Origin of the sequence: Pseudomonas sp. GL-RE-26 (genome assembly GCF_019956275.1) — a bacterium.
Lineage (GTDB): Bacteria > Pseudomonadota > Gammaproteobacteria > Pseudomonadales > Pseudomonadaceae > Aquipseudomonas > Aquipseudomonas grandcourensis.
Window position 1 is genome coordinate 31,931 of record NZ_JAHBDI010000055.1, and the last position, 23,914, is coordinate 55,844.

At 61.3% G+C, this 23,914-nt stretch carries 17 protein-coding genes; 10 read left to right on the forward strand and 7 right to left on the reverse strand.

What is annotated here, in order from left to right; translation table 11 throughout:
• Nucleotides 1-4: 4 nt before the first annotated feature.
• The 4 genes from KGB07_RS24295 (at nucleotide 5) to bfr (ending at nucleotide 3,739) form a co-directional block, all read left to right on the forward strand.
• Nucleotides 5-1,006, forward strand: a complete 1,002-nt coding sequence (locus KGB07_RS24295; RefSeq protein WP_007970428.1) for a DNA-directed RNA polymerase subunit alpha — start codon at nucleotides 5-7, stop codon at nucleotides 1,004-1,006.
• Nucleotides 1,007-1,048: 42 nt separating this feature from the next.
• A complete protein-coding gene (gene rplQ, locus KGB07_RS24300; protein WP_046041617.1) occupies nucleotides 1,049-1,435 on the forward strand; it encodes a 50S ribosomal protein L17 in 387 nt (128 codons plus the stop codon).
• A 236-nt stretch (nucleotides 1,436-1,671) separates the two neighbouring features.
• Nucleotides 1,672-3,126: a catalase gene (locus KGB07_RS24305; RefSeq protein WP_223466751.1), complete on the forward strand. Its 1,455-nt coding sequence runs from the start codon at nucleotides 1,672-1,674 to the stop codon at nucleotides 3,124-3,126.
• A 148-nt stretch (nucleotides 3,127-3,274) separates the two neighbouring features.
• On the forward strand, nucleotides 3,275-3,739 hold the full coding sequence (bfr, locus tag KGB07_RS24310; protein WP_008053867.1) for a bacterioferritin: 465 nt from the start codon (nucleotides 3,275-3,277) through the stop codon (nucleotides 3,737-3,739).
• A gap of 65 nt (nucleotides 3,740-3,804) precedes the next feature.
• Here the strand turns inward: bfr and uvrA are convergent, their stop codons facing one another.
• On the reverse strand, nucleotides 3,805-6,639 hold the full coding sequence (gene uvrA / locus KGB07_RS24315) for an excinuclease ABC subunit UvrA (protein ID WP_046041619.1): 2,835 nt from the start codon (nucleotides 6,637-6,639) through the stop codon (nucleotides 3,805-3,807).
• A 191-nt stretch (nucleotides 6,640-6,830) separates the two neighbouring features.
• Between uvrA and KGB07_RS24320 the strand changes: the two genes are divergently transcribed.
• Both KGB07_RS24320 and KGB07_RS24325 read left to right on the forward strand, forming a co-directional pair.
• Nucleotides 6,831-8,228: an MFS transporter gene (locus KGB07_RS24320; protein WP_046041620.1), complete on the forward strand. Its 1,398-nt coding sequence runs from the start codon at nucleotides 6,831-6,833 to the stop codon at nucleotides 8,226-8,228.
• 9 nt (nucleotides 8,229-8,237) lie between these two features.
• Nucleotides 8,238-8,756 carry a single-stranded DNA-binding protein gene (locus tag KGB07_RS24325; protein ID WP_007984430.1) on the forward strand — a complete coding sequence of 173 codons (519 nt, stop codon included), beginning with the start codon at nucleotides 8,238-8,240 and terminating at the stop codon, nucleotides 8,754-8,756.
• 103 nt (nucleotides 8,757-8,859) lie between these two features.
• Here KGB07_RS24325 and KGB07_RS24330 read toward each other — a convergent pair whose 3' ends face one another.
• Entirely contained in the window at nucleotides 8,860-9,408 is a 549-nt protein-coding gene (locus KGB07_RS24330) for a cysteine hydrolase family protein (RefSeq protein WP_046041621.1), read from the reverse strand.
• 101 nt (nucleotides 9,409-9,509) lie between these two features.
• On the opposite strand from KGB07_RS24330, the gene KGB07_RS24335 reads away from it, so the two are divergent.
• From KGB07_RS24335 to KGB07_RS24345, 3 genes are all read left to right on the forward strand, one after another.
• Nucleotides 9,510-10,502, forward strand: a complete 993-nt coding sequence (locus KGB07_RS24335; protein ID WP_046041622.1) for a GlxA family transcriptional regulator — start codon at nucleotides 9,510-9,512, stop codon at nucleotides 10,500-10,502.
• Nucleotides 10,503-10,716: 214 nt separating this feature from the next.
• Nucleotides 10,717-11,826, forward strand: a complete 1,110-nt coding sequence (locus KGB07_RS24340) for a DUF3182 family protein (protein WP_223466753.1) — start codon at nucleotides 10,717-10,719, stop codon at nucleotides 11,824-11,826.
• Nucleotides 11,816-12,574, forward strand: coding sequence for an alpha/beta hydrolase family protein (locus tag KGB07_RS24345; protein ID WP_046041624.1), 759 nt, complete (start codon nucleotides 11,816-11,818; stop codon nucleotides 12,572-12,574). The genes KGB07_RS24340 and KGB07_RS24345 overlap by 11 nt, the downstream gene beginning before the upstream one ends.
• 46 nt (nucleotides 12,575-12,620) lie before the next feature.
• Here KGB07_RS24345 and KGB07_RS24350 read toward each other — a convergent pair whose 3' ends face one another.
• From KGB07_RS24350 to KGB07_RS24365, 4 genes are all read right to left on the reverse strand, one after another.
• The gene (locus KGB07_RS24350; RefSeq protein ID WP_223466755.1) at nucleotides 12,621-13,607 is read right to left on the reverse strand and encodes a lysylphosphatidylglycerol synthase domain-containing protein; all 987 of its coding nucleotides are present in this window, start codon (nucleotides 13,605-13,607) and stop codon (nucleotides 12,621-12,623) included.
• Nucleotides 13,594-14,886 (reverse strand): cardiolipin synthase ClsB, encoded by a 1,293-nt coding sequence (clsB, locus tag KGB07_RS24355; RefSeq protein ID WP_223466756.1) that lies wholly within the window; start codon nucleotides 14,884-14,886, stop codon nucleotides 13,594-13,596. Before clsB ends, KGB07_RS24350 begins: the two co-directional genes overlap by 14 nt.
• Entirely contained in the window at nucleotides 14,883-15,647 is a 765-nt protein-coding gene (locus KGB07_RS24360) for an endonuclease/exonuclease/phosphatase family protein (RefSeq protein WP_223466840.1), read from the reverse strand. The genes clsB and KGB07_RS24360 overlap by 4 nt, the downstream gene beginning before the upstream one ends.
• A gap of 190 nt (nucleotides 15,648-15,837) precedes the next feature.
• Nucleotides 15,838-17,049 carry an MFS transporter gene (locus tag KGB07_RS24365; RefSeq protein WP_046041627.1) on the reverse strand — a complete coding sequence of 404 codons (1,212 nt, stop codon included), beginning with the start codon at nucleotides 17,047-17,049 and terminating at the stop codon, nucleotides 15,838-15,840.
• Nucleotides 17,050-17,402: 353 nt separating this feature from the next.
• Between KGB07_RS24365 and KGB07_RS24370 the strand changes: the two genes are divergently transcribed.
• Nucleotides 17,403-19,532 carry a mechanosensitive ion channel family protein gene (locus KGB07_RS24370; RefSeq protein ID WP_223466757.1) on the forward strand — a complete coding sequence of 710 codons (2,130 nt, stop codon included), beginning with the start codon at nucleotides 17,403-17,405 and terminating at the stop codon, nucleotides 19,530-19,532.
• A 61-nt stretch (nucleotides 19,533-19,593) separates the two neighbouring features.
• Here KGB07_RS24370 and KGB07_RS24375 read toward each other — a convergent pair whose 3' ends face one another.
• Nucleotides 19,594-23,901, reverse strand: a complete 4,308-nt coding sequence (locus tag KGB07_RS24375; RefSeq protein ID WP_223466758.1) for a DNA glycosylase AlkZ-like family protein — start codon at nucleotides 23,899-23,901, stop codon at nucleotides 19,594-19,596.
• Nucleotides 23,902-23,914: the final 13 nt, after the last annotated feature.

Here is a 23,914-nt window from a genome sequence, read left to right on the forward strand (position 1 = left end):
ATCCATGCAGATTTCGGTAAATGAGTTCCTGACACCCCGCCACATTGATGTGCAGGTTGTCAGTCCAACCCGCGCCAAGATCACTCTCGAGCCTCTCGAGCGTGGCTTTGGCCATACCCTGGGCAACGCGCTGCGCCGCATCCTGTTGTCCTCAATGCCCGGCTGTGCAGTAGTCGAGGCCGAGATTGACGGTGTGCTCCACGAGTACAGCGCCATCGAAGGTGTACAGGAAGACGTAATTGAAATCCTGTTGAACCTTAAAGGTCTGGCTATCAAGCTGCACGGTCGTGACGAAGTTACGCTGACCTTGTCGAAGAAGGGTTCGGGGGTGGTTACCGCTGCCGATATTCAGCTGGATCATGATGTCGAGATCGTTAATCCCGATCACGTAATCGCTAACCTGGCGTCTAACGGCGCCCTGAACATGAAGCTCGTAGTAGCTCGTGGTCGTGGTTATGAACCGGCAGATTCGCGTCAGAGCGATGAAGACGAAAGCCGCAGCATCGGTCGCTTGCAGCTTGACTCTTCGTTCAGCCCGGTTCGCCGTATCGCATACGTGGTGGAAAACGCCCGTGTCGAGCAGCGTACTAACCTGGACAAGCTGGTTATTGATCTGGAAACCAACGGTACTCTGGATCCTGAAGAGGCAATTCGCCGCGCTGCAACCATCCTGCAACAGCAGTTGGCTGCGTTCGTCGACCTCAAGGGTGACAGTGAGCCAGTGGTTGTCGAGCAGGAAGACGAGATCGATCCGATCCTGCTTCGCCCGGTTGACGATCTGGAACTGACTGTACGTTCGGCTAACTGCCTTAAGGCGGAAAACATCTACTACATCGGTGACCTGATTCAGCGTACCGAAGTAGAGCTGTTGAAGACTCCGAACCTGGGCAAGAAATCCTTGACTGAAATCAAGGACGTTCTGGCCTCCCGCGGTCTGTCCCTCGGCATGCGCCTCGACAACTGGCCGCCTGCAAGTCTTAAGAAGGACGACAAGGCGACTGCCTGATCGTCGTAATCACCGAACGTAGTGTTTGGTAAGGAATGAACCATGCGTCATCGTAAAAGTGGTCGTCACCTGAGCCGCACCAGCTCGCACCGCAAGGCCATGTTCCAAAACATGGCGGTGTCGCTGTTCGAGCACGAGCTGATCAAAACTACTCTGCCAAAAGCTAAAGAACTGCGCCGCGTTGCCGAGCCGCTGATCACTTTGGCCAAGATAGATAGCGTTGCTAACCGCCGTCTGGCTTTCGACCGTACTCGTTCGAAAGCTATCGTTGGTAAGCTCTTCAACGACCTGGGCAAGCGTTACGCTACCCGTGAGGGTGGCTACCTGCGCATCCTCAAGTGCGGTTTCCGCGCTGGCGACAACGCGCCTATGGCGTACGTCGAGTTGGTTGATCGTGCTACTGCTGGCGAAGCTGTATCTGCCGAGTAAGACGTCAGTCTGAAACAAAGAACCGGGCCTAGTGCCCGGTTTTTTGTGCCTGTAAGAAACGCGTCGTTTGTACAAGCGTCTCCTTCGTCCACGCCGGCATTATGTGTTGGGGATGATCATTATCTTTCTCTATCGATGACTGCAAGTTAATGAATTTGTAGCTGTCATATTGATGATCAATACTCCTTCTCAGCCGATAGCCGGCAGTTCAAGACCGACAGAGGAAGGAAGATCGCATGAGCCAAAACAAAACGCTTACCACCGCCAGTGGCGCTCCTGTTGCCGATAACCAGAATTCCCGTTCCGCCGGCCCTCGTGGCCCGCTGCTGCTCGACGACTTTCACTTGATCGAGAAGCTTGCCCACTTCAACCGTGAAAACATCCCTGAGCGCCGTGTGCACGCCAAAGGCTCGGGTGCCTACGGTACGTTCACCGTGACGCGCGATATCACTCAATACACCAGCGCGAAGCTGTTTGAGGCAGTCGGTAAGCAAACCCCGACTTTCCTGCGGTTTTCCACCGTGGGTGGTGAGCGTGGTTCGGCCGATACCGAGCGTGATCCGCGCGGGTTCGCCTTGAAGTTCTACACCGAGGAAGGCAACTGGGACATCGTTGGCAACAACACCCCCGTGTTCTTCATTCGTGATCCACTGAAGTTTCCGGACTTTATCCACACCCAGAAGCGTTTGCCGCAAAGCAACCTGAAGAGTGCCCAGGCGATGTGGGACTTCTGGTCGCATTCGCCCGAGGCGCTGCACCAAGTCACCATCCTGTTCTCCGACCGGGGTATCCCTGATGGATACCGCCACATGCACGGCTTTGGCAGCCACACCTACAGCCTCATCAACGCTCAAGGTGAGCGTCATTGGGTGAAGTGGCACTACAAGACCAAACAGGGGATCAAGAACCTTGCTCCTGCCGAGGCTGCGCGCCTGGCGGGTACTGATCCGGATTACGCCCAGCGCGATCTGTTCAATGCCATCGAGCAGGGTGATTTCCCGAAATGGCGCGTGTGCATTCAGATCATGAGCGAGGCTCAGGCCGCGGCGCACTACGAGAACCCGTTTGATGTCACCAAAACCTGGTCGCAGAAAGAGTTTCCACTGATTGAGGTCGGAGAACTTGAGCTCAATCGAAATCCGCAGAACTACTTCGCGGAAGTCGAGCAAGCGGCGTTCGGTCCCAGCAACATGGTCCCGGGTGTTGGTCTGTCGCCCGATCGTATGCTGCAAGGGCGGGTCTTCGCCTACGCGGACGCTCATCGCTACCGTGTCGGCACCAATCACCAGCAGTTGCCCGTCAACTCTCCACGGAGTCCGGTCAACACTTACCAGCGCGATGGTTCGATGGCTTTTGGCAGCAATGGCGGAGCGGCGCCGAACTACGAGCCGAACAGCTACGTTGAGTCGCCGAAGCAGGCGCCTCGTTACGCTGAGCCCGCGTTGGCCCTCAGTGGTGCCGCCGATCGTTACGATCACCGTGAGGACACGGATTACTACAGTCACGCCGGCGCATTGTTCCGCTTGATGACTGAAGAGCAGAAATCACTGCTGATCAGCAACATCGCCGGTGCGATCTCGGGTGTGTCGAGTGATGTGGTTGATCGCCAGCTGCAACATTTCTACAAGGCTGACCCGGCGTATGGAGAAGCAATTGCAAAACTGCTCAACGTACAGCTTAACGAAGTCTAAATGAGAAGCAGAACCGCCCTTGTTTGGGCGGTTTTTGCGTTATTTCAGCCGATTTTCTCAGAATATCTTCGCTTTTATTGCGTCTTGCGAGTGACGGTATGGGCATGTTGGTTCAAACTACAACTTTCAAGCAGGGAGATGTAGGGCAATGCAAGGCCACCCAGATGTGATCGATTACCTCAACACGTTGCTGACCGGCGAACTGGCCGCGCGTGATCAATATTTCGTCCACTCGCGGATGTATGAGGACTGGGGTTTCACCAAGCTCTACGAACGAATCAACCACGAGATGGAAGAGGAAGCAGGGCACGCTGATGCCTTGATGCGCCGGATTCTCATGCTCGAAGGCACACCGCGCATGCGTCCGGACGATCTCGATGTCGGCACCACGGTGACCGAGATGCTCGAAGCGGACTTGCGTCTGGAATACAAGGTGCGGGCTGCGCTGTGCAAGGGCATCAAGCTCTGCGAGCAGCACAAGGACTATGTCAGCCGCGAAATGCTACGGGTTCAATTGCATGACACCGAAGAAGATCACACCTACTGGCTCGAGAAACAGTTGGGTCTGATCAAGTTGATCGGGCTTGAAAACTACCTGCAATCCCACACCTGATTGCTGCGAATACAAAAAAGCCCCTGTCACTGATGAAGTGACAGGGGCTTTTTCATGGGGGCCGGTTAAGCCCGATCGCGCTCCAGCAGCGGCTTGAGGTAGTAACCAGTGTGGGATTGCTTCATCTCTGACACTTCCTCCGGCGTGCCGACGGCAATGATCTGCCCGCCCTTGGAACCACCCTCCGGACCCAGGTCCACCAGCCAGTCAGCGGTTTTGATCACGTCCAGGTTGTGTTCGATCACTACCACTGTGTTGCCGTGGTCGCGCAGGCGATGCAACACGTCCAGCAGTTGCTGGATATCTGCGAAGTGCAGCCCGGTGGTGGGTTCGTCGAGGATGTACAGGGTCTTGCCGGTATCGCGTTTGGACAGTTCGCGGGACAGTTTCACCCGCTGGGCTTCACCGCCGGACAGCGTGGTCGCCGATTGCCCCAGCTTGATGTACGACAGGCCGACGTCCATCAACGTTTGCAGCTTGCGCGCCAGGGCCGGTACGGCATCGAAGAACACCCGCGCTTCCTCGATGGTCATTTCGAGGGTTTCGTGGATGCTCTTGCCCTTGTACTTGATCTCCAGGGTCTCGCGGTTGTAACGCTTGCTCTTGCACACGTCGCAGGGCACGTAGATGTCCGGCAGGAAGTGCATCTCGACCTTGATCAGGCCGTCGCCCTGGCAGGCTTCGCAGCGGCCGCCCTTGACGTTGAAGGAGAAGCGCCCCGGCCCGTAGCCCCGGGAGCGGGACTCCGGTACGCCGGCGAACAACTCGCGGATCGGTGTGAACAATCCGGTGTAGGTCGCCGGGTTGGAGCGCGGTGTACGGCCGATCGGGCTCTGGTCGATGTCGACGACCTTGTCCAGGTGCTCCATGCCCTTGATGCTGTCGTGGGCGGCCGCCTCAAGCGTCGTTGCGCCGTTCAGCGCCGTGGCGCTCAGCGGGAACAGGGTGTTGTTGATCAGTGTCGACTTGCCGGAGCCGGACACGCCGGTCACGCAAGTCAGCAGGCCGATCGGAATCTCCAGGTCGACACTGCGCAGGTTGTTGCCACGCGCGCCCTTGAGTGAAAGCGTCAGCTTCTTGTTGCGCGGCGTACGCTTGGCCGGGACTTCGATCTTCACCCGGCCCGACAGGTATTTGCCCGTCAGCGAATCCGGATGCGCCATGACCTCGGCCGGTGTGCCTTCGGCGACGATATGACCGCCATGCACACCAGCGCCCGGGCCGATGTCCACCACGTAGTCGGCCAGGCGGATCGCGTCTTCGTCGTGCTCGACCACGATCACCGTGTTACCGATGTCGCGCAGGTGCTTGAGGGTGCCCAGCAGCCGGTCGTTATCGCGCTGGTGCAGGCCGATGGAGGGTTCGTCGAGGATGTACAGGACGCCCACCAGGCCGGCGCCAATCTGGCTGGCCAGGCGAATACGCTGGGCCTCGCCACCGGACAAGGTGTCCGCGCTGCGATCCAGCGACAGATAGTCGAGGCCGACGTTAACCAGGAACTGCAGGCGCTCGCGGATTTCCTTGAGGATCTTGTCGGCGATTTCGCCGCGACGTCCGGTGAGCTTGAGCCCGCCAAAATAATCGGACGCATCGCCAATCGGCAGGTTGGTCACTGCCGGCAGGGTCTTCTCGCCAACCCACACATGCCGCGCTTCACGCCGCAGACGGGTGCCACGGCAATCCGGGCACGACTGGGTGCTGAGGAACTTGGCCAGTTCTTCGCGCACCGATGCCGATTCGGTTTCGCGGTAACGGCGCTCCAGGTTCGGCACGATGCCTTCGAACGGGTGCGAGCGTTTGACGATATCGCCACGGTCGTTCAGGTATTTGAAGTCGACGTTTTGCGAACCGCTGCCGTGCAGGATGAATTTCTGCTGATCGGCTGGCAGTTCGTTGAACGGAACTTCGAGGCTGAACTTGTAGTGCGAGGCCAGCGAGCCGAGCATCTGGAAGTAATAGACGTTGCGCCGATCCCAGCCACGAATCGCCCCTTCGGCCAGGGTCAGTTCGCCATTGACCAGGCGCTTGATGTCGAAGAACTGCTTCACCCCCAAGCCATCACAGGTCGGGCAAGCGCCGGCCGGGTTGTTGAAGGAGAACAGCTTGGGCTCCAGTTCGCTGATCGCGTGGCCGCAGATCGGGCAGGCGAAGCGTGCGGAGAAGATCATCTCTTCACCCGGCTCGTCGTCCATCGGCGCCACAAGGGCGATGCCGTCCGCCAGTTTCAGCGCGGTCTCGAAGGATTCGGCCAGGCGCTGTTGCAGGTCGGCGCGAACCTTGAAGCGGTCGACCACCACATCGATGGTGTGTTTTTTCTGCTTGTCGAGCTTGGGCGCTTCGTCCAGCTCATAGAGCTTGCCGTTGATTCGGGCGCGGACGAAGCCCTGTGCGCGCAGCTCTTCGAAAACCGACAGGTGCTCGCCTTTGCGCTCGCGAATGACCGGCGCCAACAGCATCAGCTTGCTGCCCTCCGGTTCGGCGAGGACCAGGTCGACCATCTGGCTGACGGTCTGCGCTTCCAGCGGGATGTCGTGATCCGGGCAACGGGGAATACCCACGCGTGCATAAAGCAGGCGCAGGTAGTCGTAGATTTCGGTGATGGTGCCGACCGTCGAGCGCGGGTTGTGCGAGGTCGACTTCTGTTCGATGGAGATCGCCGGCGACAAGCCTTCGATGGTGTCGACGTCGGGCTTTTCCATCATCGACAGGAACTGCCGGGCGTAGGCCGACAGCGATTCGACGTAGCGACGCTGACCTTCGGCGTACAGGGTGTCGAAAGCCAGGGACGACTTGCCGGAGCCGGACAGGCCGGTGATGACGATCAGCTTGTCCCGTGGCAGGGTCAGGTCGATGTTCTTCAGGTTGTGGGTTCGAGCCCCACGAATCAGGATCTTGTCCAAAGTGGCCTCGCTTGGCGGGCGTCGAAAACGTAGGAGTATACGGCCAAATACTGGATGGATGCACACTATCGAACGAGTGGGCTACTGTCTTACATGAAGAGTGTGTCAGCAATGCGCGTCAAAGCGTCGCGATATACCCTGCCAATCGATGGGACTGGTAGAATCGCCGCCGGTTCACATGAGGTTTTTCCATGCACGATCCCCACAGCGAGCGCATGAGTGGCAGCGAGACCCGCGCAGCAAGCGGTCTGGCCCTGGTGTTCGCCTTCCGTATGCTTGGCATGTTCATGGTGTTGCCGGTACTGGCGACCTATGGGATGGATCTGGCCGGAGCCACGCCGGCCCTGATCGGTCTGGCGATTGGCGCTTATGGCCTGACCCAGGCAGTGTTCCAGATTCCTTTCGGTTTCATTTCCGACCGCATCGGTCGCCGCCCGGTGATTTACCTGGGCCTGATCGTCTTTGCGCTCGGCAGTCTGCTGGCAGCCAATGCCGACTCGATCTGGGGCGTGATCGCCGGCCGGGTCCTGCAGGGCGCGGGGGCGATTTCCGCGGCGGTCATGGCGCTGTTGTCCGACCTGACCCGCGAGCAGCACCGGACCAAGGCCATGGCCATGATCGGCATGACCATTGGCCTGTCGTTTGCGGTGGCCATGGTGGTCGGCCCGCTGCTGACCCGCGCCTTCGGACTGTCCGGATTGTTTCTTGCTACCGGAGGCATGGCGCTGTTCGGCATCGTGATCGTGATGTTCATGGTGCCGCGCTCCACCGGCCCGTTGCAGCACCGTGAGTCCCGTGTCGCGCGCCAGGCGCTGATCCCGACCCTCAAGCATCCGGACCTGCTGCGCCTGGACCTGGGCATTTTTGTGTTGCACGCGATGTTGATGTCCAGTTTCGTCGCCTTGCCGCTGGCGCTGGTCGAGAAAGCCGGGCTGCCCAAAGAGCAGCACTGGTGGGTGTACCTGACCGCGCTGCTGATTTCTTTCTTCGCCATGATCCCGTTCATTATCTACGGCGAGAAGAAACGCAAAATGAAACGAGTTTTACTCGGCTCCGTCGTGACGCTGATGCTCACTGAGCTATTCTTCTGGCAGTTCGGCGACAGCTTGCGGGCTCTGGTGATCGGTACGGTGGTGTTCTTCACCGCGTTCAATCTGCTGGAAGCTTCGTTGCCGTCGTTGATCAGCAAGGTTTCACCGGCCGGAGGCAAGGGTACGGCGATGGGGGTTTACTCCACCAGCCAGTTCCTCGGCTCGGCACTGGGGGGAATCCTCGGTGGCTGGCTGTTCCAGCATGGCGGTCTGTCGGTTGTGTTCCTCGGATGCGCCGGTCTGGCTGCCCTCTGGCTGGCCTTTGCTGTTACCATGCGCGAACCTCCCTACGTCACGAGCCTGCGCTTGCCGTTGTCGCCTGAGGCGATCCGCGAAGCGGGTCTGGTCGAGCGCCTGAAGGCGGTCGTAGGGGTAACAGATGCAGTCATCGTCGCGGAAGAGGCGGCGATTTACATCAAACTGGACACCGAACTATTGGATCGCACCACCCTTGAGTGCCTGGTGAACAACCCGGCCGGGGCAGCGTGCGTAGCCTAGGAGAACGTTATGGCCCGTGGGGTTAACAAAGTCATATTGGTCGGCACTTGCGGCCAGGATCCCGAAGTTCGCTACTTGCCTAACGGTAACGCCGTGACCAACCTGAGTCTGGCGACCAGCGAACAGTGGACCGACAAGCAAACCGGTCAGAAAGTCGAAAAGACCGAATGGCACCGTGTGTCGATGTTCGGCAAGGTTGCAGAAATCGCTGGCGAATACCTGCGTAAAGGTTCGCAGGTCTACATCGAAGGCAAGCTGCAGACCCGCGAGTGGGAAAAAGACGGTATCAAGCGTTACACCACCGAAATCGTGGTCGACATGCAAGGCACCATGCAACTGCTGGGCGGCCGTCCACAGGGCGACCAGCAGGGCCAGGGCGGCGGTAACAACTACCAGCAGTCCGCGCCACGCCAGCAGGCTCCGCGTCCACAGCAGTCGGCGCCGCAACAGTCGCGCCCGGCTCCACAGCAGGCTGCTCCTCAGCCGGCTCCGGATTTCGACAGCTTTGATGACGATATTCCGTTCTAAAGCAGCTGCCAGCCTCAAGCTACAAGCGGCAAGCTGAAATACAAAACCCGCACTTCGGTCTGAAGTGCGGGTTTTTTATGGGCGGTGGAATTTGGTTGCAGACTCAGGCCGCGAGGAACTCGTTGGTCGACACCACGCTGGCATAGGCAAACGCCAAGGACGCCATGAACGCCGCATGAACCTGCGCCGCCGGAACCGCTACGCCATTGAACTCCAGGTCACGGGTGGCGCAGGCGTCGTGGATCACGGTGACCGTATAGCCAAAATCCGCCGCCGCACGGGTGATGCCGTCGACGCACATGTGGCTCATGCTGCCCACGACCACCAGTTCCTTGATGCCTTGCTCGTCGAGGATCGATTTCAGCTCGGTTTCGCGGAACGAGTTGACGAAGTGCTTGAGTACCACCGGTTCGTCGGCGTGGTTGAGCACTTTCGGGTGCAACTTCGCCCCCTCGGAGTTCGGAGTGAAAAACGGCGCTTCTTCGGAGGTGAATTCGTGGCGGATGTGTACCACTGAATCCCCCGCGTCGCGGAAGGCCTTGATCAGGCGGACGGCGTTGTCTGCGGCGGCGTCGGCACCGACCAGCGGCCACTTGCCTTGGGGGAAGTAGTCGTTCTGGATATCGACTACGATGAGCGCTTGCTTGGCCATGACTGTTTCCTCGAAGTGTGTGTTGGTGTGGAATGAAGTATTGGCTCTGGCAGGTGATCCGGGGATTGGCCGCACCGACAATAGAAGGGGGAAAACTGACAATGGACGCAGAAAGGGCAATCGCTGAACTCGGCGTGCTGATCTATCCCGGTGCGCAGATGGCGGCGGTGCATGGCTTGACGGACTTGTTCGGGGTGGCCAATCGGATCGCTGCCGAGCATCAGTCTGCGCAGTTGCCACTGTTGCGGGTCAGCCATTGGCAGGTCGAAGGCGATCAGCCGCCGGTTCGGGTCTTCGACAGCCATCCAGGCCCGGAGCCCGCCTTGGTGGCCGTGTTGATTCCGCCTTCGATCGGCGGTTTTTCCGAGGGCCAGGCGCCACAGGGATTGATCCGCTGGTTACGTGAACAACATGCCAGCGGCGCGACGCTGGGCGGTGTTTGCGTGGGTTCTATCCTGTTGGCCGAAAGCGGTCTGCTCGATGGTCGCAGCGCCACCACTCACTGGACCTCGGCCAAAGCCTTCGCCGAACGTTATCCGGCGATCAGGCTCAAGGCCGATACGCCGATTGTCGATGACGGCGATCTGATTACCACTGCCGGGCTGATGGCCTGGTCGGAACTGGGTCTGCGCCTGGTCAACCGGCTGCTGGGGCCGAGCATCGCCACCAACACCGCACGTTTTCTGGTGGTGGAACACAGCGACAGCGCCAGTGAGTGCGGCAGCAACTTTGCGCCGATCCTCAGCCACGGCGATGCGGCGATACTCAAGGTGCAGCACTGGCTGCAAAGCACCGGGGCGACCGATGTGTCGCTGGCGGCAATGGCCGAAAAGGCAGGGCTGGAAGAACGCACCTTCCTGCGCCGTTTCCGCGCGGCCACCGGGCTCAAACCCACGGAATACTGCCAGCATCTGCGAGTCGGCAAGGCCCGGGAAATGCTTGAGTTCACCAACGGCACCATCGACCACATCGCCTGGACCGTGGGTTATCAGGACCCCGGGGCGTTTCGTGCGACGTTCAGGAAAATCACTGGGTTGGCGCCGAGTGATTATCGGACGCGGTTTGGAGTGACGCCGGCTGCTGCGGCACGGTAGGCCATTAACAACAAATCCCACATTGGTTCTGTGCCAGTATTGAATCGTGCAAAATGCCGGAATATCAAAGGGCGTCGTGCAGAATAAAACAGGCCACATGCCATCACTTCCTGTGCAACGAGCTGATTTAAACCCCCTTTTCCCTCAACAGGCCTTGGCCTGATCTCTGCACCCCTTCATCTACATTCATCAAGCGTCGATTGAAGGGGGATGCATGACCCCAACAAACCGCAGGAAACTGGTGGTCGCCCATTCGGTGCTCGCCGACGCCCCACTGCACGAAGTTGAAACCAACCGTGCACTGGCCCGCTGGCTGGCGCAGATTTTGGGGCTCAAGTACGGCGGCAGCTATGACCCGCAGTTGCATGACGGGCGAGACCTCTACCTTTTGCCGACCCAGACCCTGGTGGGCGCGGCGGCTGCCCGGCAACTGGGGGTCAAAGGGCCGGAGGACTTGTGGGGCGGTTATGTCGACCACGACTTCATCTGCACCAAGGCCATCAGCCACGGGTTGCTCAACCACCACGCCCACGCGCCGCCAGGCTGGGCGCCGTTGTTTTCCGAGCGGGTGCGCAGCGTGGTGCTCGACGGTTTCAGCGTGTTCTCCCTGAAGGATGCGCGCCCGGCGGCGGAGCATCTGTTGTACACCGGGCCGATCCGTCTGAAGCCGATTCATGCCTGCGCCGGGCGTGGTCAGGAAGTGATCAAAAGCCTCGACGAGTTCGATGAAGTGCTGGCCAGGCCAGAGGCTGAGGCCACGTTCTGCGAAGGCGTGGTGCTCGAACAGGATCTGAACCAGGTGATCACCCACAGCGTCGGCCAGAGTTTTATCAGCGGCAAGGTACTCAGTTACTGCGGTGATCAATACTTGACCGAGGACGCTCAGGGTGAGCAGGTGTATGGCGGGTCCAACCTGTTGGTGGTGCCGGGTGACTATGACCAATTGCTGAAGCTGGATCTGCCGGAAGACGTGCAACTGGCGATCCGTCAGGCACAGGTGTTCGACAATGCGGCGGACGAAGCCTATCCCGGCTTTTATGCCTCGCGGCGCAATTACGACATCGCCCAAGGCCTGGACAGCAACGGCCAGCCACGTAGCGGTGTGCTCGAACAGTCCTGGCGCATGGGCGGTGCCAGCAGCGCCGAGGTGGCGGCCTTGCAGAGTTTCGTCAACGATCCGGGGATGTGCGCCATTCGTGTGTCTTCGGTGGAAGCCTACATCGATCAGCCGCTGCCGGCGGACGCCATCGAGGTGTACCGCGGGCCGGCCCAGACCAGTGACTTTCTCCTCAAGTACGTGACGGTTAAATCCTATGACGGCTAGAAGCGAATCCATTCAGATCGACATCGACGACGAACAGATGAGCGGGACCTTCCTGAGCCCCAAATCGAAAGTCCCCGGCGTGCTCTTCGTGCACGGTTGGGGCGGCAGCCAGGAGCGGGACCTGGAACGCGCAAAAGGTATCGCCGGGCTGGGTTGTGTATGCCTGACCTTCGACCTGCGCGGGCACACCGGTGGTACCGGTATCCCATTGACCCGGGTAACCCGGGAAGACAATTTGCGTGACCTGCTGGCGGCCTATGACCGCTTGCTCGCGCATCCGGCCCTCGATACCTCGGCAATTGCCGTAGTCGGCACCAGTTACGGGGGGTATCTGGCCTCGATCCTGACCTCGCTCAGGCCGGTGCGTTGGCTGGCGCTGCGAGTGCCGGCGCTGTATCGCGACGAGCAATGGCACGCGCCGAAACGCGACCTGGACAAGCTGGATCTGCGTGATTACCGAAGCACCCTGGTGCGTGCCGACAGCAACCGGGCGTTGCATGCCTGCTCGCAATTCACCGGGGATGTCCTGCTGGTGCAGTCCGAGACCGACGACTACGTGCCCCATTCGACGATCATGAGTTACCGCGCGGCGTGCCAGCAGACTCACTCGTTGACCCATCGCATCATCGATGGCGCCGACCATGCGCTGAGCGATCCGGTTTCGCAGCAGGCCTACACCTCGATCCTCGTCGGGTGGATTACCGAGATGGTGGTGGGGGAGCGGTTGAGCATTATTCAATCATCCTGAGATTTGCGCTGGTCCTGCTCGCGATGGCGTCCTCACAACCACCCCATCACTTCGGTTTTTTCTCGATCCGCAACGCCTTGGCCTTGGCCTCCACCAGCAAATACATCACCAGGGCAATCAACAGCGGCAGGATGAAATAAATCGCCCGATAGGCCAGCAGCCCCGCCACCAGACTGCCTCGCGAAACCTCGTGTTGCAGCAACGCCACGAACACAGCTTCCAGCACGCCGAGCCCGGCCGGGATGTGAGTGATGACTCCGGAGATGGCACTGATCAGCAACACACCCAGCACCAGTGGATAATCCAGTTTGCTCGGCAGCAAGGTGAAAATCACCGCCGCCATCAGCGACCAGTTCAGGGCACCGAGGGCCAGTTGCAGCACCGCCATGTGCAGCGAAGGCAGGTCAATCTCGATGCCTCGAATCGCCCACTCCCGACGCTTGGCAAACCGGCACGCCGCCAGGTACCCGGCGCTCAGCAGCAACAGTAAAACCCCCACGCCTTGCAGCGCGCTACTGCTGAGCTTCCAGCCCGGCGGCATGCGCACCAGCCCGCTGCTGAACACGGCACCGGCAATCACCATGTACCCAAACCAGTTGGTTGCCAGGCTCAGGCCGAGGATTTTCGCGATGTTGCTCTTGCTGACCCCGAGCCGCGAATACAGCCGGTAACGCATGGCAATGCCGCCGACCCAGGCGCTCAGGTTCAGGTTGAAGGCGTAGCTGATGATCCCCACCGGCAGGATCTGCTTCCAGGTCAGGTTCTGACGGATGTAGGTGCGGCCGATCAGGTCGAAGCAGGCGTACACCAGAAAACTCACCAGGGTCAGCCCCGACGCAATGATCAGCGTGCGCACCTTGAAATCCGCCAGGTTATCGAACACCTCGTTCCATTCGAGGCGCTGGGCAAGCATCGTGAACAGCACGATCAGTATCAGGAAAAACAGCATCGTCAGCGGTCGTTTCCAGCGGCTCCAGTGCGGCTTGCCAGGGCTTTTGGCGTGAGTTGTCGTGTGGGGTTCAGCGCGGTTCATGGTCAGCGCTCCCGGTCGGAACAGGGAAGGGTTTAAGGCGAGGTTTGTGCGCCGGCAACCAACCGGCCCACGCCGGGAAATGCCGCAGGAAGTGAAACACCAGAAAACCGATGGTCATGTGCCAGACACGCCCGCGTGGCGCGATGTCGTGAGACATGGCCTTGCAATGGTTGTCGCTGAGGTCTTCCAGGCGATCGAACAGAACTCGATTGAAGCAACGGTCGCGGATCAGCACGTTGGCTTCCAGATTCATCGACAGGCTCAAGGGGTCGAGGTTGCTCGAGCCTACGGTGCTCCAGTCTTCATCCACCAGCGCGACCTTGCCGTGCAGCGGGCGGTCGCAATATTCGTAGATCTTCACTCCGGACTTGAGCAAGTACTCGTAGGTCATGCGCGCCGCAAGCCTGGCCACCCGCATGTCTGGCTGGCCCTGCAGGATCAGCCGCACATCCACGCCACGGCGGGCCGCGTTGCGGATCTCGCGCAGCAAGCGGAAACCGGGAAAGAAGTAGGCGTTGGCGATCACCACCCGGCGCTGCGCCTGGCACAATACCTGGCGGTAAACCTCCTCGATGTCGGTCTGGTGCTCTCCGTTGTCGCGGTACACCAGCCGCACCTGGCCATCGTGATCACTGAAGGCCAGTTCCGAACGCCGCTGCCGACGGCGTTGCCACCAGTATTTGGCGTGCACCGGGCGACCGCATTGCAGCAGGGCAAAGTGATGGATATCGGCCACGGCCGGGCCTTGCACTTCTACGGAATAATCCTGTTTGGCCTCGGGGCCGAAGTCGGCCAGATGATCGGCGGAAAAGTTGATCCCGCCGACGAACGCGACGGTGCCATCGACCACCACAATCTTGCGGTGCAGACGCCGGAACCAGTTGGTGCGGATGCCCAGGCGTTTCGGCGCCGGGTCGAACATTTGCAGGTGCACGCCGGCGGCGGTCAGGGCGGTGAGGAACCCGGTACTCAGTTCGCCGCAGCCAAAGCCGTCGAGGCTGACGGTAGTGCGCACGCCACGTTGAGCGGCTTCGATCAGGATCTGCTGCAGCTCATTGCCGACCTTGTCCTCGAACAGAATGAAGGTTTCCAGCAGGATTTCATTTTGCGCCCGGCGCAGGGCTTCAAACACCCGGGGAAAATACGCCTCGCCGTTTTCCAGCAATTCGACCCGATTGCTGCCTTGCCAGCCGTATTCGACATTGACTGCTGTCGGCTCGCGGGTCGGCGGAGCAGGGATATGTTCCAGCGTGGTTTTTTCCATCGACTGGCTGCTCATAGCTCGATCTCCACCGACAGCGGGACGTGGTCGGAAAGGTGCGACCAGGGCCGGGAGGTCAGCACTTGCGGATGGCTGGCCTTGAGGTTGCGCACGTAGATGCGGTCCAGGCGCAATGCCGGCAAGCGCGCAGGGAAACTGCGCGCCGGTTTGCCATGGTGCGCGGCGAAGACTTCGCGCAAGCCGCTGGGTTTGAGCAATGCATCGGCGCGCTGGCGCCAATCGTTGAAGTCCCCGGCGACAATCACCGGGGCGTCTCCGGGCAGGGCGTTCAGGCGCTGGGCGAGCAGCTTCAGTTGCGCGGTGCGATGGGTTTCGCGCAGCCCCAGGTGCACGCAAATGGCATGCACTTCCTGGCCGTCGCCGGGCAAGCGCAACACACAATGCAAGAGCCCGCGGTTCTCGTGGCCGCTGATGGACACGTCGAGGTTGTCGTGGCGGATGATCTGGAACTTCGACAACAGCGCATTACCGTGATCGCCCGCCGGATATACCGCATTGCGGCCATAGGCGAACTGCGGCCACAGACTGTCGGCAAGGAATTCGTATTGCGGCATCGCCGGCCAGTTGGTATAGCGCCTGGGATGCTGCTCGTGGGTACCGTGGACTTCCTGCAAAAACACCACATCGGCAGACACACTGCGCACCGCTTCACGCAGTTCCGGCAGGATGAAACGTCGGTTGAGCGCGGTGAAACCTTTATGGGTGTTGACCGTCAGCACCGTGAAACGACAAGTGACGGACGAATCTTTTACCCGCATGTCGGTTGCGTTTGAGTGTGCGGGAACATCGGTGTGATTCGCTGCCATGTCGCCTCCCGCCTGACGGCTCCTGTCATTGGATGACTCTGGGGCGACGGCGAAAGTTTCGATGGGGCTACGGACGGTACACAGTTAACACATCACAACAGACTCAATGTGGGAGCGAGTCTGCTCGCTCCCACAGGGTTTATCAGTGGCCCGTGATAATGCGGGTAGAGCCCTCAGCCGGTTCGGCATACACCGGGCCGAGGCGATCAAGGCGTCCACTCCACGCGGTCAACGCCAGCGCCACCAACACCACCAGACCACCGATCCACGCGGTGTGAATCAAGCCCATGTGGGCCACGATCAAGCCACCGCCCCAGGCGCCACCGGCAATGCCGAGGTTGAACGCTGCGATGTTCAGGCCGGACGCCACGTCCACCGCCTGCGGGGTGTGATGCTCGGCCTGACGCACCACATACACCTGCAACCCCGGCACGTTGCCGAACGCCACAGCGCCCCAGACCAGCACGGTGGCCAGCGCGAGCCACGGATTGCCGGCGGTGAAGGTCAGCATGAACAACACGGCGGCGAGCAGGGCAAAGATGATTTTCAGGGCGCTGATCGGGCCGCGCTTGTCCGCCAGTTTGCCACCCCAGATGTTGCCGACCGCCACGGAGATGCCGTAGACCAGCAACACCAGGCTGACGGTGCTGGCGCTGAAGCCGGAGAGGTCCTGAAGAATCGGCGCGAGGAAGGTAAAGGCAATGAACGAGCCGCCGTAGCCGACGGCCGTCATGGCATACACCAGCAGCAGGCGCGGTTGCTTGAGTACCTGCAATTGCTGCAACAGCGATGCGGGTTTGCTGTGGGCGATATTTTTCGGCACGTAGATCAGGCTGCCGATGAAGGCGATCACGCCCAGGGCCGAAACGGCGAGGAAGGTTTCACGCCAGCCGAAATGCTGGCCGATGAATGTCCCCAGCGGCACGCCGGTGACCAGCGCAACGGTCAGGCCGGTGAACATGATGGCAATCGCGCTGGCGGCTTTTTCCTTCGGCACTAGACTGGTGGCGATAGTCGAGCCGATCGAGAAAAACACCCCGTGGGCCAGGCCGGTGACGATCCGTGCGAGGATCAACGACTCGTAGCTCGGTGCTTGCCACGCCAGCAAATTGCCGAGGGTGAACAGCACCATCAGCGACAGCAGCAGCAATTTGCGCGGAACCTTGCCGGTGAGGGCGGTCAGCACCGGGGCGCCGACGGCAACGCCAAGGGCATACAGGCTGACCAGCAGGCCGGCGGACGGCAGGCTGACGCCGAGGTCGGCGCCGATGGTGGGTAACAGGCCAACGATGACGAACTCGGTCGTCCCGATGGCAAAGGCGCTGAGGGTCAGCGCGAGCAAGGCAATGGGCATGGCTGCAACTCCGGAGGTTGATTCGATGGAGCGCAGTGTCGGGATTTGGCTCGTTCAGAAAAATACAGGGATGGACATTTGATATTTGCCTTGAGCGCAAAGATCGCGAGCGCGGATGTTAGTCTGTGGCGAGGGAGCTTGCTCCCGCTCGGCTGCGTAGCAGTCGCAAGCTCGTCGAACGCGGTGAATCTGATGAATTTGACTGAAAGGTCTTGGGGGCGCTTCGCACCCCAGCGGGAGCAAGCTCCCTCGCCACATGGGCAATCGCCATCCGGCTATCCAGAGGCAATACCCGAACTTGCCCGGCATTTCTCAATCAGTTCCTTACCGACACAGCCAAAGGAGCGGGTGTTTTGATCAGGCTCAAGACCGCGATACTGCTGGGAGCGTTGCTGTTTGTGGGCAGCGAGCAACTGGAAGCCGCCGCGATACCGGGGCTGCCGGCCACCGCGATCGCCGCGACGCCGCCGGCCCACCCCGAACCGCTGGTGCAAGGCGGATTACTGGGGGCCATCAGTTCAAGCATCGACGAGGTCCAGACCAAACTCGATCTCAACGAAAACCTCGTCGACGTCTGGCGCCTGCGTGCCGACCGCGCGGCCGATGAAGTGGATCAGTTGGTCAATCAGCCTTCGGCCCGTTCGCCCTGGAGCGTCGCCGGCGATTTCCTGCTGCTGACCTGCGTGTGGGCGGCCGTGTTTGCCTGTCTTTGGCTGCTTGGGCGGATGGCCGCCAGGCGTCTGTGCGAGCATCGTCTGCTGCTCAGTCGTGAACGGGGCCAGGCGTTGCTCGGCTACGTGTTGCCCTACACCCTTCCGGCGGTGATCAGCCTGCCCTTGACGATTTATGCCAGTCAGTTTTTGCCGATATCGGCGGGAAGGGCGCTGGCGCTGTGTCTGGCTTATGCCACTAGCGCGGGGATATTTTCCGCGTCATTGGTGCTGTCGCTGGTGGTGGTGTTCAATGCCGGGCACAAGCGGCGGGCGGTGCAGATCATCCGCGAGAACAGTCCCCGACCCTTGTTCGTTATCGGCTTTCTGGTGGCATTGAGCGACGCTCTGACCAGCCCGCAGATCGCCCATCAACTGGGCAACAATCTCACCAGCAGCATCGCCGTGTTCACCGGGTTGGCAGCGTCGATATCCTTCGGCTTGCTGGTGATCCGCATGCGCCGCCCGGTCGCCCATGTGATCCGTATCTTGCCGCTGGCCCAGCGCCTCAAGCAGCCGGCGTTGCGTGAAACCCTGCGGATATTTTCCGGGCTCTGGTATTGGCCGATTCTGTTGATGGTGCTGGTTTCGATCATCAATCTGATCGGTGCCGGGGCCGACAACCAGAGAGTGCTGCGCAGCGCCTTGTTCACCACGGTGTTGCTGATTGCCACGGTGTTTCTCAGCACCACGCTACATCATCTGTTCAAGGCGCGCAGCGAGGCGGACCTGCGCCGCAGCAGCGCCTACAAGGAGCGCTTTCTCAATCTGTCCCACGCCTTGCTACGCATCGGCATGGCCATCGTGTTCATCGATATCCTCGGGCGGATCTGGGGCGTGTCGCTGTTCGAATTCGCAGTGACCAACGCCGTGGGCCGGGCGATCAGTGATTCCCTGAGCCACATCGGTTTGATTCTGCTGGTGACCTGGATGGTGTGGGTGGTGCTCGACACGGCGATTCAGGAAGCCCTGAAACCACCGACCAACAAGCGCTCGGCGCACCAGCCGAGTACGCGGGTGAAAACCATCCTGCCGCTGTTGCGCAACGCGATCAAAATCATCCTGGTGGTGATTTGCGCGATCACCACCATGGCCAACCTGGGGATCAACGTCGCACCGTTCCTGGCCGGTGCCGGGGTCATCGGCCTGGCGATCGGTTTCGGTTCCCAGCAACTGGTGCAGGACGTGATCACCGGGCTGTTCATCATCATCGAAGACACCTTGTCCATCGGTGACTGGGTGGTGCTCGATTCCGGTCACGCAGGCACCGTCGAAGGCCTGACCATCCGTACCTTGCGCCTGCGCGACGGCAAGGGCTTCGTGCACTCGGTGCCGTTCGGGCAGATCAAGGCCGTGACCAACCAATCGCGGCAATTCGCCTATGCGTTTTTCTCGGTTCAATTCACCTACGACACCGATGTCGACAAGGCAATCGAATTGATCCGCGAGGCCGGGCATTCCATCAGCAACGACCCGTTCCTGCGCTACAACCTGCAAGGACCGCTGGATGTGTTTGGCGTCGACAAGATGGACCTCAACGGAGTGGTGCTGACCGCGCAATTCCGCACGGTGTCCGGTGGTCAATACGCGGTGAGCCGGGCTTTCAACCAGCGTTTGAAAAAGCTTGTGGATAACTGCCCGTGGGTGAACTTCGCGCAGACTTATCCACAGCAGGCGCTGGTGCCGAGGCATCCGGTCGAGCCGCCAGCCGAGGCAGGGCATGAGCCGGATCATTCGGCGGTGCTGATGCCGGATCGGCCGCGGTCTCAATAGTTTTTTTGGCCGTGCTGGCGCCTTCGCGAGCCTGCTCGCGAAGGCGCCAGACCAGACACCGTCAATGCCGGATCAATTTGCCGCGCACCTCGGCACTGACTTGCTGATCCAGCTCCCCCCAGAACTGCTGCTTGCCAGCAATCTCGGCAGCAACCGGCAAGCCGTCGCGATAGACCAGCCGATTGCTCGCCAGCGCCGGAACTTTCGCGCCGGGCAATAGCGTGCTGGCGAGGTTCAGCGGATCGACCCCGCACACTGCGACCAGGCTGCCGTCATGGGGCCGACGCCGCACCTCCCGCAACAAGGGAATCGCCTCGGGCAGGGCGAATTGCTCGCCCGCCAGGCCGCTGACAAACCGCCCGCCGCGAATCTCGCCGCGTGCCTCCAGGCGATGGAAAGTGCGCAGCAGTTCGCGCCAGCTCGGCAGCCAGTCCGCCTCACGTTCCAGCAAGCGCCAGAACACCACGCCGTAACGGCGCAGCAAGGTCATGGCGATGTGTTCAAGGGTTTCGGCAGGCGTCCGCTGGTTTTGCACCACCGGCGCGGCAGGCGCGCGTCGCAACAGGGTCCAGCGCCCGGCGTCGTCCATGCCACCGATGAATGCCCCGCGTCCACGCCGACTGTTGCGAGGCTGGCGCTTGCTGGCCGGGGTGATCAGTGCGCGCAATCCGGCGAAGCTGTCGGCATTCACCAGTCCGGCGCCCACCAGTTCCTGCAGGGCGATTTCCAGCTCTGAACGCAGCAGGTGGGCCTCATGGATCAGCTCGTCGAAAAACAGCGCGCCATGCTGGCTGAGGGCGGCGTGGACCTTTTGCGTTTTCGGCGACAGTTCGCTGACCGGCGTCTGTTCGGTCAAGCCGCTCCAGAGGCCGACCCGGTTGCGCGGCAGCAACACAATCGGCGTGCTGCGCAGCGCGGTGCTGGCGCTTTTGTTGTGTGCAGTCAGGCGCGTCCACACCAGTCTGCCACTGCGGCACAACTCATCCAGCCAGGTCGCCGAGTAGTCCTTGATCCGTGCAGGCAGGATGTCGCTGTCCCAGGCTGACGCGGCGGCAGGGTAGCCTTCGAATTGCGCGACGACGACAGTCAGTACCGCCGCACCCTGACCCTGGCTTGCGCTCGACACATGCTGCCAATCGAACAGGAATCGCATGAAATCCTGCAACGCCACCGGTTCGATTTCCCGGCGCAGGCGCTTGACCGTATAGCGGTGAATCCGCGCCAGCAAATGCCGCTCGCACCATTCTTCCTGGGCGGTGCCCGGGGTGAAGCGACCTCGCAGCACGTAGCCTTCGCGTTCCAGTTGCGCCAGGGCCTGGTTGACCTGCGCAGCGGGCAAGCCGAGTGGTTCGGCAATGCGATCGAGGGCCAGCGGCCCGAAGGCGCTGAGCCGCGCGCGGATCAGTTCGAGGATGGCGTCGTCGGGTTCCCAGACCTCGTCGAAGTCCGGCAGCGCTTGTAGCGGTGGCGTCAATTCGGTCTGTGGATAAATCGCCCGCAGGCAGGTCAGGCGCTCCAGCGCCAGCCACAACGATTGGCCGGAGTTAATCTGCAAACGGCTCGCGCGTCCGCTGTCGGCCAGGGTCGTGAGCCAGTCGAGCCACTGCGGATTGGCTCCGGCTTCGGCGTCGGTGATGCACGCCAGGCTCATCAAGGCCTCGTGCATTTCATCGACAGCGGAGGGCGTCGGCCAGGCCTCGTCGCGCACGGCGGCAATCGCCTCTGCGTCCAGGGCACCGAGATCGTCGGTGGATTGCGGGTCGCTCCAGCGGCGGTTGAGCACCGCTTGAGTGCGGCGTTCCTCCAGCGGTGCATCGTCGAGAAAGGTATAGGGCCGGGCACTGAGAATCTCCGCCGCCAGCGGCGAAGGCGCCGGCAAGTCGCGGCTGATCAGGCAAATGTCGCCGCGTTCCATGCGCCGCAACAAGGCCAGCCAGCCTTCGCTGTCCATGGCGTCGTGCAGGCAATCGTCGAGGGTCTGTTCCACCAGCGGATGGTCGGGAATCTCCCGTTCGCCGGCGAGGTTTTCCACGCAGGCGATCTGATCGGGAAACACGCTGGCGATCAGGTCTTCGCTTTTCATCCGCTGGATCTGCGGCGGCACTTTGCGCCCGCCGCTGTAGCGCGGCAGGGCCAGGGCTACACCGGCATTCCAGCGCCAGCGCACGCCGAACAGCGGCGCGTCGAGCACGGCTTGAATCAAGATGTGCTCGGCGCTGTTGCTGTGCAGGTAGCGCCAGACGTCGTCCAGTTCAAAACTGTGGCTGGTGGACAGCGACAGCACGATGGCGTCTTCGCTGGCAGCGGCCTGCAATTCGAAGTTGAAGGTGCGACAGAAACGCTTGCGCAGGGCCAGGCCCCAGGCGCGGTTGATGCGGCTGCCGAATGGCGTGTGAATGACCAGTTGGGTGCCGCCGGACTCGTCGAAAAAACGTTCCATCAGCAGCGTGTCTTGGGATGGCAGGGCTCCCAGCGCTTGTCGCGCGCGGGCCAGATAGTCCACCAATTGTTCTGCGCTGGCGAGGTTCAGTCCCAGGGTCTCGGTCAGCCAGTCGAGCGCTGGTTGCAAGTTGCCTGGCGCAGTACCCAGCAGGTCGTCGAGTTGCGCCTGCAAGCGCGCCACCGCCGAGGACAACTCGGCGCTGCGCCCCGGCGCTTCACCGAGCCAGAACGGAATGGTCGGCGGCTGGCCCTGGGCATCCTCGACCCGGACTTTGCCGGTTTCCACCCGCAGGATCCGATAGGACGTATTGCCCAACTGGAAGACATCCCCAGCAATGCTTTCCACCGCAAAGTCTTCGTTGATGGTGCCGATGTTCAGCCCTTGAGGCTCCAGCAGCACGCTGTAGTCGGCGTTGTCAGGAATGGTCCCGCCACTGGTCACGGCCGTCAGTTTCGCGCCCCGGCGGCCGCGCAGGGTGCGGCTCACGGCATCGCGATGCAGGTAGGCGCTACGGATGCCCTGACGGCCGTTGTAACCCTCGGCGAGCATGTGCAGCAGCGCCTGATAGTGTTTGTCGTCGAGTGCGGCGTAGGGCGAGGCGCGGCGCAGCATCTCCAGCAGTGCTTGCTCCGACCACTCCTGACAACTGACCTCGGCGATGATCTGCTGCGCCAGCACGTCAAGCGGCGCTTGCGGGATCAGCAAGGTATCGAGTTCGCCCTGGCGTACGCAGTCGAGCAGCGCGGCGCATTCGATAAGGTCGTCACGGGTGGTGGCGAACAATCGGCCTTTGGGAGTGCCGCCGACCTGGTGCCCGGAGCGGCCGACCCGTTGCAGAAACCCGGCAATCGAACGCGGCGAGGCGATCTGGCACACCAGGTCGACGTCGCCGATGTCGATCCCCAGTTCCAGCGATGCCGTGGCGATCAGCACTTGCAGGTCGCCGCGCTTGAGTCGCTGCTCGGCATCGAGGCGAAATTCCTTGGCCAGGCTGCCGTGGTGGGCCGCCACGGCAGCCTTGCCCAGGCGCTCGCTCAGGTGCCGGCTCAAACGTTCGGCCAATCGCCGGGTGTTGACGAAAATCAACGTGGTCCGGTGCTCCCGGGCGAGGGCGGCGAGGCGGTCGTAGACCAGTTCCCAGACATCGTTGGCCATCACGGCCGACAGCGGCACGGGCGGCACTTCGATATCCAGGTCGCGGGGGCGGGCGTGGCCGATGTCGACGATCTCGCATGGACGGTCGCGACCGACAAGGAAGCGCGAGACGGCTTCGATGGGCTTTTGCGTGGCCGACAGACCGATGCGCAGCAGCGGCTCCGGGCAGAGTGCTTGCAGGCGTTCAAGGCTCAGTGCCAGGTGGCTGCCGCGTTTGCTGGCGGCCATGGCGTGGATCTCGTCGACGATCACCGTTTGTGTCGTGCCGAGCATCTGCCGGCCGGAATCAGAGCCGAGCAGCACATACAGGGATTCCGGCGTGGTCACCAGTATGTGCGGCGCCGTTTTGCGCATCGCCGAACGATCTTTTTGCGGTGTATCGCCGGTGCGCACGGCGGTGCTGATCTGCAATTGCGGCAGGCCCATCACGCGCAATTGCTCGGTAATGCCCGCCAGCGGGTTTTGCAGGTTGATCTGGATGTCGTTGGACAGCGCCTTGAGGGGCGAGACGTAGACCACCAGGGTGGCGTCGGGCAAGCCTTCGGGGCTTTCCAGGCCGCGGTGCACCAGGTCGTCGATGACGGCGAGAAAGGCGGTGAGGGTCTTGCCGGAACCGGTGGGCGCGGCGACCAGGGTCGAGCGGCGCTGGCGGATCAACGGCCACGCCCGGGCCTGGGCGGCGGTGACCGCCGGGAACGTGCGGCTGAACCAGGCGCTGACGGCAGGGTGGAAGCCGCTCAGGGCACTGTCTGCGGGGATGGGCAGGTTCATGCAGCAATTTATG

Coding starts and splice junctions, on each gene's coding strand:
- KGB07_RS24330 (WP_046041621.1), bottom strand. CDS start 9,408: ATGGCCAAGCAAGCGCTCATCGTAGTCGATATCCAGAACGACTACTTC.
- KGB07_RS24360 (WP_223466840.1), bottom strand. CDS start 15,647: ATGCGGGTAAAAGATTCGTCCGTCACTTGTCGTTTCACGGTGCTGACG.
- KGB07_RS24365 (WP_046041627.1), bottom strand. CDS start 17,049: ATGCCCATTGCCTTGCTCGCGCTGACCCTCAGCGCCTTTGCCATCGGG.
- KGB07_RS24325 (WP_007984430.1), top strand. CDS start 8,238: ATGGCCCGTGGGGTTAACAAAGTCATATTGGTCGGCACTTGCGGCCAG.
- rplQ (WP_046041617.1), top strand. CDS start 1,049: ATGCGTCATCGTAAAAGTGGTCGTCACCTGAGCCGCACCAGCTCGCAC.
- KGB07_RS24350 (WP_223466755.1), bottom strand. CDS start 13,607: ATGAACCGCGCTGAACCCCACACGACAACTCACGCCAAAAGCCCTGGC.
- KGB07_RS24305 (WP_223466751.1), top strand. CDS start 1,672: ATGAGCCAAAACAAAACGCTTACCACCGCCAGTGGCGCTCCTGTTGCC.
- clsB (WP_223466756.1), bottom strand. CDS start 14,886: ATGAGCAGCCAGTCGATGGAAAAAACCACGCTGGAACATATCCCTGCT.
- KGB07_RS24340 (WP_223466753.1), top strand. CDS start 10,717: ATGACCCCAACAAACCGCAGGAAACTGGTGGTCGCCCATTCGGTGCTC.
- KGB07_RS24295 (WP_007970428.1), top strand. CDS start 5: ATGCAGATTTCGGTAAATGAGTTCCTGACACCCCGCCACATTGATGTG.
- KGB07_RS24375 (WP_223466758.1), bottom strand. CDS start 23,901: ATGAACCTGCCCATCCCCGCAGACAGTGCCCTGAGCGGCTTCCACCCT.
- KGB07_RS24320 (WP_046041620.1), top strand. CDS start 6,831: ATGCACGATCCCCACAGCGAGCGCATGAGTGGCAGCGAGACCCGCGCA.
- KGB07_RS24335 (WP_046041622.1), top strand. CDS start 9,510: ATGGACGCAGAAAGGGCAATCGCTGAACTCGGCGTGCTGATCTATCCC.
- bfr (WP_008053867.1), top strand. CDS start 3,275: ATGCAAGGCCACCCAGATGTGATCGATTACCTCAACACGTTGCTGACC.
- KGB07_RS24345 (WP_046041624.1), top strand. CDS start 11,816: ATGACGGCTAGAAGCGAATCCATTCAGATCGACATCGACGACGAACAG.